Annotated in this window: 15 protein-coding genes; all 15 read left to right on the plus strand. The window is 37.7% G+C overall.

Annotated features, from left to right (window positions below; translation table 11 throughout):
* Positions 1-3 precede the first annotated feature (3 nt).
* The 15 genes from FOL01_RS03965 to FOL01_RS10865 all read left to right on the plus strand — a co-directional run bounded on the left by FOL01_RS03965 (position 4) and on the right by FOL01_RS10865 (position 13,540).
* Positions 4-426: a hypothetical protein gene (locus FOL01_RS03965; RefSeq protein WP_075269445.1), complete on the plus strand. Its 423-nt coding sequence runs from the start codon at positions 4-6 to the stop codon at positions 424-426.
* 117 nt (positions 427-543) lie between these two features.
* Positions 544-1,899: a GH25 family lysozyme gene (locus FOL01_RS03970; protein WP_075269446.1), complete on the plus strand. Its 1,356-nt coding sequence runs from the start codon at positions 544-546 to the stop codon at positions 1,897-1,899.
* 141 nt (positions 1,900-2,040) lie between these two features.
* On the plus strand, positions 2,041-2,823 hold the full coding sequence (gene map / locus FOL01_RS03975) for a type I methionyl aminopeptidase (RefSeq protein WP_075269447.1): 783 nt from the start codon (positions 2,041-2,043) through the stop codon (positions 2,821-2,823).
* A gap of 30 nt (positions 2,824-2,853) precedes the next feature.
* Positions 2,854-3,477 carry a sugar transferase gene (locus FOL01_RS03980; RefSeq protein WP_075269448.1) on the plus strand — a complete coding sequence of 208 codons (624 nt, stop codon included), beginning with the start codon at positions 2,854-2,856 and terminating at the stop codon, positions 3,475-3,477.
* Positions 3,478-3,603: 126 nt separating this feature from the next.
* On the plus strand, positions 3,604-4,236 hold the full coding sequence (locus FOL01_RS03985) for a YveK family protein (RefSeq protein ID WP_075269449.1): 633 nt from the start codon (positions 3,604-3,606) through the stop codon (positions 4,234-4,236).
* A 13-nt stretch (positions 4,237-4,249) separates the two neighbouring features.
* Complete coding sequence (locus FOL01_RS03990) at positions 4,250-5,632, plus strand: O-antigen ligase family protein (protein ID WP_075269450.1); 1,383 nt, start codon at positions 4,250-4,252, stop codon at positions 5,630-5,632.
* Complete coding sequence (locus FOL01_RS03995; RefSeq protein WP_075269451.1) at positions 5,629-6,402, plus strand: DUF4422 domain-containing protein; 774 nt, start codon at positions 5,629-5,631, stop codon at positions 6,400-6,402. Before FOL01_RS03990 ends, FOL01_RS03995 begins: the two co-directional genes overlap by 4 nt.
* Positions 6,403-6,475: 73 nt before the next feature.
* Entirely contained in the window at positions 6,476-7,654 is a 1,179-nt protein-coding gene (gene glf / locus FOL01_RS04000; RefSeq protein ID WP_075269452.1) for a UDP-galactopyranose mutase, read from the plus strand.
* 97 nt (positions 7,655-7,751) lie between these two features.
* Entirely contained in the window at positions 7,752-8,810 is a 1,059-nt protein-coding gene (locus tag FOL01_RS04005) for an acyltransferase (RefSeq protein ID WP_075269453.1), read from the plus strand.
* Positions 8,811-8,844: 34 nt separating this feature from the next.
* Positions 8,845-10,305, plus strand: coding sequence for a flippase (locus FOL01_RS04010; protein WP_075269454.1), 1,461 nt, complete (start codon positions 8,845-8,847; stop codon positions 10,303-10,305).
* A gap of 50 nt (positions 10,306-10,355) precedes the next feature.
* Positions 10,356-11,285, plus strand: coding sequence for a glycosyltransferase family 2 protein (locus FOL01_RS04015; RefSeq protein WP_075269455.1), 930 nt, complete (start codon positions 10,356-10,358; stop codon positions 11,283-11,285).
* Positions 11,286-11,381: 96 nt separating this feature from the next.
* Positions 11,382-12,284 (plus strand): glycosyltransferase family 2 protein, encoded by a 903-nt coding sequence (locus FOL01_RS04020; protein ID WP_075269456.1) that lies wholly within the window; start codon positions 11,382-11,384, stop codon positions 12,282-12,284.
* 125 nt (positions 12,285-12,409) lie between these two features.
* On the plus strand, positions 12,410-12,577 hold the full coding sequence (locus FOL01_RS11015) for a hypothetical protein (RefSeq protein ID WP_156834987.1): 168 nt from the start codon (positions 12,410-12,412) through the stop codon (positions 12,575-12,577).
* Positions 12,578-12,626: 49 nt separating this feature from the next.
* A complete protein-coding gene (locus FOL01_RS04025) occupies positions 12,627-13,112 on the plus strand; it encodes a helix-turn-helix domain-containing protein (protein ID WP_075269457.1) in 486 nt (161 codons plus the stop codon).
* A gap of 35 nt (positions 13,113-13,147) precedes the next feature.
* The gene (locus FOL01_RS10865) at positions 13,148-13,540 is read left to right on the plus strand and encodes an IS3 family transposase (protein ID WP_156834988.1); all 393 of its coding nucleotides are present in this window, start codon (positions 13,148-13,150) and stop codon (positions 13,538-13,540) included.
* Positions 13,541-13,542 lie beyond the last annotated feature (2 nt).

Below are 13,542 nucleotides of genomic sequence, written 5' to 3' on the forward strand. Positions count from 1 at the left end.
AATATGAAACGTAAACATATTTTTTGGAGCATAACTATCGTTGTTATTGTGATTGCCATTTTTGCAATGTATTTTATGTTTAACCAATCAGCGGATGAGGGTTCGCAGGATAATGGGCCTTCCTCAAATACGTCAAGTGTAAAATCTTCTAGTCAATCACAAGGATCAAGCGTTAGTAGTACATCGTTGTCCGGGGATGAAAGCCTGACGTTAGAGACTAGTTCAGAGACAACCAACGGTACTGATGATGAGCAATCAACGGATGATTCTCAAGTCGTAAATGTTCGTGAAGCTCGTATTAAACTTTATGAGGCAGGAATAGATTCTTCAAGCCTCGATGATGCGACGATTACTCAGTATTGGCAAGCAGCCAAGGAACAACAGACTGATTTCCCAGCATATGTTAAAAATCAGTTGAATCAGTAAGCTGACTATTTTTTTAATACATGTAAAATAACTGGTCTTATTTAGATTACCAAATATTGTAATATGATTAGGCACTTACAAAAGGTGTAATTATACAAAATATGAGGTAATTTTTTGATGCACTATTTTAAACAACTGATACTAATTTTAATAATTAGTATCCTCGGTATTGCGGTTTTAGTACATCATGTCTATGCGAATGGTGTGCCAGGCATTACGGCTGGACAAGAAGGGACGCCACGGATGGACTTTGTGGATGTGTCATCATGGAATGGTCGTTTAACAACAGCAGATTTTGACAAGATGAAACAGCATGGTGTTAAAGGAGCCGTTGTTAAATTAACGGAAGGCACTTACTATGTGAATCCAAGTGCTCGAGACCAAATTGCGAGTGCCCAAGCAGCTGGATTGCGCATTGCGGTTTATCATTATTCTAAGTATCAAACACCGGCTAGTGCAGTCAGTGAGGCTGATTACTTTACGACACAGGTCAAAAATTATCAACTACCGAATCATACAGTGTTAGTTGATGACTTAGAGGATGTTGCCACTCGGCAAGGGGATGTCACACAAAATGCGCGATCATTTCGTGACCGTTTAGCAGCTAATGGGTATCAACGCTATATGTTGTATACGTCGCCAAGTTATATTGCAGAAACGCAATTAAAGCCTTACCAATTTGGCTTGCGAAATATTTGGATGGCGTCATATCCATACCAACCAACTGCGAATAATCTTTGGCATACACAGTACGGCGCGTGGCAATGGAACTCAAAAACAAGTTTTCCTGGCGTTGTCGGATTGTTTGATGTGAGTGTTGATTATGGCTCACCATTTTTACAACAAGGTACCAGTACAACAACGACTAGTAAGCAAACAGTAAATAATATTTTCTACTCAACAGGTAAACCAGCAAAGGGCTATCTAAATGATGGTACAGGTTGGTATTGGTTTGAAGGTGGTAAACGTTATACTGGTTTCCGTTACTATAAGGGCACTTATTACTGGTTTAATAAGGGTGTAAGGCAAGGTAATAAATGGCAAACGGCTTGGGGCAAGCGCTATTACGTTGGTGCTGACGGCCGAGCAGTGCAAGGTATTCGTCAAATTGGCGAGTATAAGTATTACTTTGGTAATAACGGGACGCACTTTTTACGCACGAGCCAGCAGATTAAGCTAGGTAAGCAAACGTATTATGCTAACGCGCAAGGCCAATTGACACCGTGGCAAGGTTATGTTCAGTTTAATCGTGGCTGGCAATGGTTCGAGAAAGGATTACCATATACTGGTTTCCGTTTTTACATGGGAACATATTACTGGTTTACGCATGGTTTCCGCCAACATAATCAATGGCAAACAGCTTGGGGACATCGGTACTATGTTGGTGCTGATGGTCGAGCAGTGCAAGGACACCAGAAGATAAATAATCGTGACTATTATTTTGGTAATGATGGGACCTTTTATCTGCGATAAAGTAACTGATAATGGCTATTTTCAGAAGTTTTGAAAATGGCCATTTTTTTATGGATAATAAGAAAAGTTCGCAAGAATTGTTAAAGTAAGCGTATAATGTTACTAGTTAAACTGAATTTAGAAAAGCAGGTTAGAATATAAATGATTACAATTAAGTCACAACGTGAAATAGATGGCATGAAAAAATCCGGTGAAATTATTGCTGGTATGCATAAAGGACTTCGTGAATTAATCAAACCAGGACTTTCAACTTGGGAAATTGAAAAATTTAGTCGTCACTATATTGAAAGCCATGGTGGTCGTGCAGCTCAAATCGGCTTTGAAGGCTTTGAGTATGCTACAACTGTTTCGGTGAATGATGAAGTGGCACACGCTTTTCCACGTAAAAAATTAATTTTAAAAGACGGTGATATCGTTAAAGTTGATACGGTTGTCGATTTAGACGGTTACTACTCTGACTCTGCATGGTCATACGCTGTTGGTAATGTATCAGATGAAGTGAAGCGTCTAATGGCTGTTACTAAAAAAGCACTTTACCTAGGTATTGATCAAGCACAAGTGGGTAACCGTATCGGTGATATCGGTGCAGCTATTGATAAATATGTTACCGATGAAAATGGTTATGGTAATGTCCGTGAGTATATCGGACATGGTATTCAACCAACTATGCATGAAGAACCAGCTGTACCTCATTATGGAACGGCCGGCCATGGTTTGCGTTTAAAGCCTGGTATGACCATAACGATTGAACCAATGGTCAATCTTGGTGGTTGGAAAGTAGAGACCTCTAAGGAAGACGGTTGGACTGTTACGACTGAGGATGGTTCTTGGTCAGCACAATATGAACATGTTGTTGCGATAACCAATGATGGACCAAAGATTTTGACGTCACAAGACCCTGAATATGACGCAAAATATCTATAAAACATTAGCAAACAAGAAGGAGGTTTCGCTGTGTCAGAAACCGGATACTTATTTACCAAACGATTTTTAGATATTTCTGTTTCACTATTTGCATTAATTATTTTATCGCCAATTTTTCTGGTAGTATCAGTATTCTATTTTTTTGGTGAAAATCGTGGACCTATTTTCTATCAACAAAAGCGAATTGGACAGAATCATCATGAGTTTGGTATTTATAAATTTCGCTCAATGGTAGTGGGAGCTGAGGAAAAGCTGTATGCCAACAAAGAACTTTATGCGAAATTTGTTGAAAATGGGTATAAATTACCAACAGAAGAAGATCCTAGAATTACCAAATTTGGTGCCTTTCTACGTAAAACTTCCATTGATGAATTACCCCAGTTTATAAACATTTTGAAGGGTGAAATGAGTATTGTGGGACCACGTCCTGTGGTTGCTAAAGAATTGGTAGAATATGGTCAAGATGTTGACAAATTTTTATCAGTCAAACCAGGTGCAATGGGACTTTGGCAAGCAAGTGGTCGAAGTGAAATTCAATATCCAGAACGCGCGCAACTAGAAATTGGCTATGTTGATCAAGCTGATTTGTGGTTCGATTTCAAAATTTTATTTATGACAGTCATTGCGGTCTTTAGGGGAAAAGGTGCGATGTAAATTTTAAGAATTTATGATAAAACTATAAAACTCGCTACATCTCCTGTATACTGAAACGTAGCGAGTTTTCGCATTTAACTGATTATACTTTAAGTCAGAAATTTTATACTAAGAGGAAATAGTGAAATGGACAATCAATTTACTATAACTGATTTGATCAAGCATTTATTACGCAACGCCTGGTGGATTATTGTATTAGGTATTATTTGTGGTGGTGTGATGTATGCTATGAACAAACAGCCAGCTGTGACGAGTGTTAGTGCTTCACGGGATATGTACGTTGGTAAGGATGATACCAATGCTAAGGATCCAAATTCACGTGTCATGGGAAATTCTTGGATGCTAAAAACGTATCGTTCTATCGGTAAGGATCAGCAAATTATTGATCCCGCTGTGAAACAGTTAAAAAAGCAACATGTTAAAATTACTGCTGGCGAGTTACGTCAAGCAGTGACATTATCAACACCTGATAGCACACTGTTAATCAAGGCAGAAGTACGCGGTGTTAAAAAGGGCAATCAAGCAGTTAAAATGGTGAATGCCTATACGGATTCTTATGCTGCTAACGCGCCTAAGCTAATTTCAACTATGCCACAACCAGAATTGATGTCAGCGCCTAAGAAAGCTCATGTTGATTCGATTGTGTCAGGATCACCTAAAAAGTCAGCTGTCTTTGGTTTGGCTGCTGGTCTGGCAGTAGGGATTGTATTAGCTTTCTTCACGGGTATTTTCAAAAATTTTAAAGCAACAAAAGCTTAAAAAGGGGTGAAATATGGTTAGTTGGTTAATGCCTTTTGCGATTTTGCCAAAAACATATACATTCTTTTTCTTTGATTTATTTTCTCAAATTGCTGTTGTTGTATTTGGTCTGTTTATATTAGTTAAACTATACTTACAGCCTGCACGTTTAGAGGATGTTTTACCGAAAACGACCACTTTACGTATTTGGGGTGTGTTTATTGTTGCTCAACTAATTTTAATGACCTATCAATCATTTGCAGTAGGGTCGACGACACGCATATATGGCTTATTACATGGATTAATGATGTTTATTCAAGTCATCTTGTCGATTTGGATTGCTTATACGATTCAAAAAATGCTTATTCGTAGCTATGCAGATGCCGTAAAGTTTATGAAATCTGTCTTCATTACAATGGCCGTTTATCTTGGCTTAATTGTTTTGCCACAGATTCTCTATCTATTTGGTTTGACATCATTATCTCATTGGGTCAACCCAATTGCGCATCTGTTTGAACGTCATTGGGCAAATCGTGATTTCTATGACAGTGGTAGTTATGTTGCAACCTCAATGCGTGTCAATGGTTTTGAGCCAGAGGCGGCCTATTTAGCATTGTTGGTGGGAATTGCATTCAGTCCATTTTTGTTGATGTTGATACAAGAACCATTGAAAGCATTTAAGAATCGTTGGATTTACTGGACGGCACTGATATTAGGTGCTGCCAGTTTAGGTGTATTGTTGTTAGCAAAGACAACCACGGGTTTCTTATTAATTGGTATTCTAGCGTTAGTATACTGGTTAGCGGCACCCAAAAAACAAAAGATCAGTTTATTTTTCCTAGGAATAATTGCGCTATTAGGCGTAGTGGTTGCATATGTTGCTGTACCAAGTATCCATAGTTTGTTGAATACTTGGATTTTCCAAAAAGGTGGTACGGATAACCGTCTTGGTGGAACAATTGCTTTGATTAAAACATGGCTACAGCATCCATTATTTGGTGTTGGTTATGGCTATGAAGGACAATATATTGTAGATAACTTGCCAGAGTGGTCAAAAAACAATTTTGAGTATATGCAAGTTTATCGCAAGCAAGCTTATCCAATTTTGAATGATCTTTTCGGTTGGCTAGCAAGATATGGTCTTGTCTTCTGCTTAACTTTTGCTTGGCTATTGTTTAGTCTAATTAAGCGTTCCTTAGTTATTTTGAAAAAAATAACCGGTCAATTTGACGAGCGTAGCATGTTCTACCGTATTTCAATTAAGGCATTTTATATGACTGTTGTTGTGGTTGTGGTAGTTAGTGCAGTCACACCATCAAATGTGATGTCATGGCCGATTTTCTTAATGTTGTTCTTTTACTGGCGGGTGGTTCATATCGCTGAGAATGATGTGTTTGCAAAGGAGTCAGAAGAATGAAGATTTTAATTGCAACCCATAAACCATATCAAATTCCTGAAGTTGCAGGATATCAACCGATTATGGTTGGGTCGGCTTTACGTGATGAAGTGCCAACAGGGTATTTGCGTGATGATCAAGGTGAGAATATTTCAGAGTTAAATCCATTTTTTAATGAATTAACCGCATTATATTGGGCAAAGTATAACTTGCAGTACGAAGATGTTATTGGCCTAGCACATTATCGGCGGTATTTTGGTACAAAATCTGGTCATGATTTAGCTGATATTCTGGATCAAGAACAAATATACGCTGCATTAGAACAAGCCGATGTCTTGTTACCAAAACAACGTGATTACTACATTGAATCACAAGAAAAGCATTATTTAAATGCTCATAAAAATGAGCCTTATTTTGCCATGCAGGATGTCATTAAGGAGCAATTCCCTGAATATCTACCTGCTTTTCAACAAATGGGACAGAGTAAGAAGGCGCATCTATTTAACATGGCTATTATGAAACAGGCTGATTTTCAGTCATATACGGATTTTATGTTTGGCGTGTTAGATCAAGTTGCCCGACGGATTCCTTATGAATCATATGAGGGTCAGGACCGGCGAGTGTTCGGCTTCTTGTCAGAACGTTTGATGGATACTTGGTTATATACAAATAAAAAAACGTTCCGTGAGTTCCCGTTGGTAACAACGGAAAAGACGAATTGGCTCGACAAAGGGACCCAATTTTTAAAGCGTAAGTTTTTTAAAGATACAAATAAGAAGGTTCACTTTTAAAACACAATATCCTGGATTTATGGTAAAGTAAGTTCAGGATATTTTTTTATAGATATGTAGAGGAAATGAATAAATGACTTTAAATGATAAAAATTATGATTACTTAGTTGTTGGAGCCGGTCCGTTTGGAGCAATCTTTGCTTACGAGGCTGCGAAACGTGGTAAGCGTTCACTTATCATCGAAAAGCGCTCACACATCGCCGGAAACACTTATACACATACTGATCATGGGATTACTGTCCACGATTTCGGTGCTCATATTTTCCACACGGATAATAAAGAGGTTTGGGAGTACATCAATCAGTTTGCTGAATTCAATGGTTACCAAAACCAAGTGGTGGCTAACTATAAAGGTGAACTTTATAACTTGCCATTTAACATGAACACCTTCTATGAAATGTGGGGAACGAAGACACCCGCTGAAGCTAAGGCTAAGATTGAAGAACAAAAACAAGCTGCTTTAGCTGAATTAGGTGACCGCGAGCCACGTAATTTAGAAGAACAAGCCATTTCATTAATTGGTACAGATATTTACCAAAAACTAGTGAAAGGTTATACAGAAAAGCAATGGGGACGTAAAGCAACAGAACTGCCTGCATTCATCATTAAGCGTTTGCCTGTTCGTTTTATCTATGACAATAACTACTTCAACCATCGTTACCAAGGAATTCCGGTAGGTGGTTATACACAAATCTTTGAAAAGATGTTGGACAACGATTTGATCGATGTTCGTGTCAATGAAGATTTCTTTGATCACAAAGACGAATATATTGCCGAGTTCCCTCGTATCGTTTATACCGGTATGATTGATCAATTCTTTGGTTACAAGTTTGGTGAGTTGGAATACCGTTCAGTTCGCTTTGAATCTGAACTAAAGCAAACAGATAACTACCAAGGTAATTCGGTGATCAATTATACAGATGCAGAAACACCATATACACGTGTAATGGAGTGGAAGCACTTTGATGGTTTGTCAGATGATGGCGTAACGATCATTACCAAGGAGTACCCACAAGAATGGGATCGTTCTAAGGAAGCTTATTACCCTGTTAACGATGAAAAGAATACAAATCTGTATAAGGAATATGCAAAGGAAGCACGTCAGCATAAGGAACAATTTATTTTTGGTGGTCGCTTAGGCCAATATCGTTATTACGATATGGATCAAGTGTTCAATGCTGCCTTCAATACAGTACGTAAAGAGTTTGATATTCCATCAGATTTTAACTTCGCACATGATGAAGAACATTAATTTTTGATAGATTAATAGATAATCAAGGCGCAATCACTCTCAGTGTATTGTGCCTTGTTTTGTTTATAAGAGTTTGATATACAATGACGGGAGTGACATGGAAAATCCAGTTAACGTAAGGAAACAGCATTATTATTATTTGGACATTTTAAATATTGTTGCAACATTTGCAGTGGTATGGTTGCATACATCGGGTTACGCTTTTAATTTTTCACCAAGTGATTCAAAATGGTATCTTAGTGTATTCATTCAGGTACTATTTATTTGGGCAGTGCCAATATTCTTTATGATATCGGGTGCTAACCTACTAAATTATCGTGAACGTTATGATACCAGGACATTTTTGAAGAAAAGAGGGTGGCGAGTATTATTACCGTTCATTATCTGGTCGACTATTTGGTATGCTTGGAATCATTTTATAATGGGGAATCCCGATTGGTCATTTAAGGGACTGATTAATGGCATCGAACAGGACCAGATTCAGCCTATTTTTTGGTTCTTTTACTATATTATTCCAGTGTATATCGCTATGCCGTTTCTATCACTTTTAGCAACGAAAGCTAATAAAAAAGTCGTTGAATATATTATCTGGCTGTATATAATCGGAACTGGCATCATCAACTATGGGTATAGCTTGATACATCGACCATTTAGTCAACTTGTATCAAATATTCCTTTAGCGTTGAGTATGGGAATTGGTATCTTTTTCGTTGGTTGGTATCTGCATAATTTTAAGACATCGGATAAACAACGGCGGATAATATACGGTCTATCTTGCTTGAGTGTGTTATTTATGTTCTTATTGACAGTTTTCCTTTCAATCAGGCATGGTGAAACTGCTCGTGAGGTGTATAACATCTTTTCAATCGGTGGGTTTATCTTGCCGTTAGGTATCTGGTTATTTTTCCAACACCATTTTCCAATGACGTGGCAACCAAATCTTAGAATAGGCTTATGGTTGAAACGTCTTTCTGGAGCTTCTCTTGGCGTATATGTTGTTCACGAATTTATCATTCAAATAGTGACTCATTTTCTACATATCAATCCGGATTCATTATTTCACTTACTGGGATTACCGTTGATTGTCTGGATTATTTGTCTCATTATTATACTTATATTTAAAAAAGTCCCAGTCTTAAACAAAATTATTCCGTAATCAAAAGAAATGATTACAAACAGAGGATGGAACCATGCAAGTCGTTAAAAATTATTTATATAATGTGTTTTATCAGCTGCTAGTTGTTTTAGCGCCCTTAATCACGATGACCTATCTGTCGCACGTATTGGGTGCCGAAGGGATGGGGGTCCAAGCCTGGACTAACTCAATCGTCAGCTATTTTCTGTTGTTTGCGACTTTAGGAATTACACTCTATGGTCAACGTGAAATTGCTTATGTGCGCGATGACATTGACTTGCGTAACAAACGTTTTTGGGAAATTCAATTGTTGCACACCTGTGTTAGTGTGGTTGCGATTATTGTTTATATTGTGTTTGTGTTTTCAATGCGCCATGTTTCGGGTGAATTTAGTCAGAATACCCATCAACTTTATTTACAAACATGGGTCATTGTTTCTGGTTTATTAGATATCTCATGGTACTTCATGGGGTTAGAAGATTTTAGAAAAACGGTTATTCGTAATTCTTTGGTAAAAATTGCGATGGTTATTCTAATCTTTTTGGTTGTTAAATCACCTGACGATGTAAATAACTACATTTTGCTATTGGCGCTGACTCAGGTGGCTGGTAACATTACCATGTGGTTTTATATTCCGGGCCAAGTTAAATTCCCTAAGTTTAAAACATTAGAATTTAAGCAGCATATGTTGCCAACTTTGGGTTTGTTTATGCCGACAATTGCCACGCAGATTTATTTACAATTAAACAAAACCATGTTGCCATTATTCCAGCCAGACTCAATTGGATTATCGGCATTCTATGAAAACGCGGATAAGATTATTAAAGTTTCATTGGCACTAGTGACAGCATTAGGAACGGTTATGTTGCCACGTGTTGCCAATTATTTTTCAAAGGGTAATCTTGCAGCAGTGAATAAAGCCATTTATAAGTCGATGGACTTTGTCACCGCGTTATCTGTACCGTTAATGTTTGGTATGATGGCTTTAGGTCCTAAAATGACCATTTGGTATATGGGACCATCTTTCCTACCAGCTGGTTGGACAATTTCGATTTTGTCACCGATTATTGTCCTGATTGCATGGAGTAACGTTTTAGGAACCCAATATTTAATGCCCATTAGTCGGACAAAGGATTTTACAATGTCAGTGACGATCGGTGCATTAGTAAATATCTTGCTTAATTTTGTGACTATTCCACTTTGGAGTTTGTATGGTGCTGCGGTTGCAACTGTTTTGTCAGAAGGTGTCGTGACCTTATATCAGCTGATAGTCGTTCGTCATGACTTATCGATTAGCACGTTATTCTCCGGAACATGGAAGTATCTGGTTGCTGGGGCAATTATGTTTGCCGTTATTGTACCTATGACAATAAGGCTACAGGCAAATCCGACTGGTACGGTAGTATGTATTCTGGTCGGTGCAATTATTTATTTCGCCATCATTTTCATATTACGTGCCAAACTCGTTACGGAAAGTATTGGTTTTGTAAAAAAATTTATAAAAGATAGGAAATAAGCGGAATTTTGCTATAATAGAATGCAGTAAGATTTCGAAAAGGGGAAGAAATGGCTAAATTATCTTTGATTGTACCGGTCTTTAATGAACAAGACACAGTAAAATTATTTTATGATGCAATAGAAGAGGAACATAAGAATTTTGCCGATTATGAATTAGAATATTGGTTCATTGATGACGGATCTACGGATAACACAATGGACGCTGTGGACAACTTGATTGCAGCAGATAGTCATGTTCACACAGTATCGTTTTCCCGTAATTTCGGTAAAGAATCAGCTTTGTATGCTGGTCTTGAACATGCAACTGGTGAATATGTTGCTGTGATGGATGTTGATTTGCAAGATCCACCATCAATGTTACCGGAAATGTTAGCTGGTGTTTCGTCTGGTGAATGGGATGCAGTTGGTGCCCGTCGTACAAGTCGCGAAGGGGAACCGGTGGTTCGTTCGTGGTTCTCAAATCTGTTTTATAAATTGATCAACTCAATGTCTGATACACACATTGTTGAAGGCGCTCGTGATTTCCGTGTCATGGGTCGACCAATGGTAGATGCTATTTTGAGCATGCAAGAGTACAATCGTTTTTCAAAGGGAATCTTCTCATGGGTTGGTTTTAAGCAAAAATATTTGAATTATGAAAACCAAGACCGTGTTGCCGGTAAGACTTCTTGGTCTTTCTGGGGACTATTTAGATATTCTATTGAAGGATTTATTGACTTTTCACGGGCACCATTGTTGCTTGTGTCTGTTCTAGGTGGTATTGCTTTCGTTTTGGCATTGCTTGGCGCAATCCTTGTTTTCATTCGTGCACTACTATATCCTGATACGTCAGTCTTTGGTTGGCCATCAATGGTCGTTATTATCTTAGCCTTGGGTGGTATCCAACTATTGAGTCTTGGTATCGTTGGTCGTTATATTTCAAATATTTATTTAGAAGTGAAAAAGCGTCCAATCTATGTTGCTAGAAAAGTGAAGTAATCTAAGCATATTTTTAGGTCGCAAATGTATAAATGTAATTGAGCTTTTAAAATAGGTTCTTTTATAAAAATAGTAATAGTTGGGAGACTATCTGATATGACTGTGAGTGCGGTTGTGGTAACGTATAATCGGCTACCAATGTTAAAAGAGGTCATCGAAGCCTTACAAAATTCTGAGACGAAGGTAGATAATATCATCGTCGTTGATAACAATAGTAAAGAAGATACGCAAGAATATCTAACAAGTTTGGGCGATGCTATTCGGTATGTCCGCCTAAAGGAAAATATTGGTGGATCTGGTGGCTTTAATAAAGGTATTCGTTACTTTATGGAAGAAACAACGGATGATTATGTCTGGTTGATGGATGATGACACTGTGCCAACATCAACAGCCTTGACTGAATTGGTCAATTCAGCTAAGAAGATTAACAATCAATTTGGTTTCTTAGCTTCTGATGTTCGCTGGACAGATAATTCACGTGCGTTAATGAATTTGCCATCACCTAAGAAGCGTTTCCATAAAATTTCATTGCATGCAACGGAATTAGAACCACTACGAAATGCAACTTTCGTGTCGGTGATGTTCAGCCGTGAAATGGTTGCAAATATTGGCTTGCCAATTACGGAGTTCTTTATTTGGGGTGACGACATTGAGTATACTGAGCGTTCAGCGCGTGTATTGCCTGGATATATGGTGCCAACTTCACGTGTCATCCATAAGATGGCAAATAACATTGCCTCAAATGTTTCATTAGACACAATCAATCGTGTTCCTCGTTATTTCTATGCATTTAGAAATCAAATGTACTTTAGTCGCCAACGTGGCTTCTTATTGTATATGAGAACACATTTAAAGGTTTTGTATGAAATTTTGAGAGTATTTCTTAACCACAAGCCAAATATGCGTTTGCGTTTGAAGATGATTGTTAAGGGTACTGTTACAGGTTGGTTCTTCCGTCCAAAGGTTGAATTTGCTAAAAATAAAAAAGTTAATCATTAATTAGTTACAGTAGTTAACGCCGTATTTTGACGTTAACTACTGTTTTTTTAACGCTTAATTTTACTGATAAAAAGGCCAATAATATCCATTAGTATAGAAATAATGAATATCATGAGGTATTTACAATGTTAGGAATAAAAACAATTTTAGCGATTGTCGTATGTTTATTAGGAATCAATCATGAACATAACGTGATGGCACACGCGTTGTCTTTTCATACTGGCCATCCAAAACAATATCGTGTATTGACTGCTGTGCGAAAAAAGGATGAACAGTCGAATTTGCCACAATGAACTGAACCCCGTAAGTTGGAGTAATTTCCAAAACTTACGGGGTTTTACTATGTTTTCAAAAGAAGTACAAATTGAAGCAGTCACGATGTACCTACAAGGTATTCCGCCTTATAAAATACGGAAAAAGTTTGGTATTAAAGGAACAGACACCATTCGTAACTGGGTTACTAATATCAAGGAACTTGGTGTCTATGGATTAAACAACGCTAGTCAAAGTAAGACAAATTATCAATATTCCTTTAAAATCAAGGTAATTCAATGGCGACTTGAGCACAAAGCTTCGCTTCCGGTAACTGCTAAGAAATTTCATATTCGTACCCCATCTACCATTTGGCAATGGGAAAGAGCACTGGAATCTGGGCGCCTGAAATCTAATAAGCAAAGGCGGAAGAAAATTATGACTAAGCAAGAAGATAATAAAATTAAGAAACTTGAAGAAGAGAATGAATTACTGCGTATTAAGGTAGCCTATCTGGAAAAACTCGAGGCCTTAGCACAGGAGAAAAAGAAATTACAAACCAAGACAAGGCGGTAGTAATTACTGTGTTAAGGCAAGAATTGAAATGTAAATTGAAGTTAATTCTTCAAGTAGCTGAAATGTCTAGTAGTAGCTACTATGATGCTTGCAAGCGAGCATATAAAGAATATCCTCGTGATTTGATTAATGCCATTACTGCAGTTCGTAATGAAAATCCCGATTATGGTTACCGTCGTGTCACTCAGGAATTGCATAACCAAGGGTTTAATACCAACCATAAGGTTGTATTGAAAATCATGAAAATGAACGGTATTCTTTGTACTGCATTTAACCGAATAACTCGTAAGTACAATTCATATGTTGGCACAGTTGGTCGTATTGCACCCAATCGTGTTAATCGTCGATTTATAACAGACCGCCCTTATCAGAAAGTGCTCACAGATGTTACTGAAATGCGTTGGGGTTCTGGAACAGTAGATGAATGAGC

This window comes from Weissella thailandensis (assembly GCF_001932615.1).
GTDB classification, from domain to species: Bacteria; Bacillota; Bacilli; order Lactobacillales; family Lactobacillaceae; genus Weissella; species Weissella thailandensis.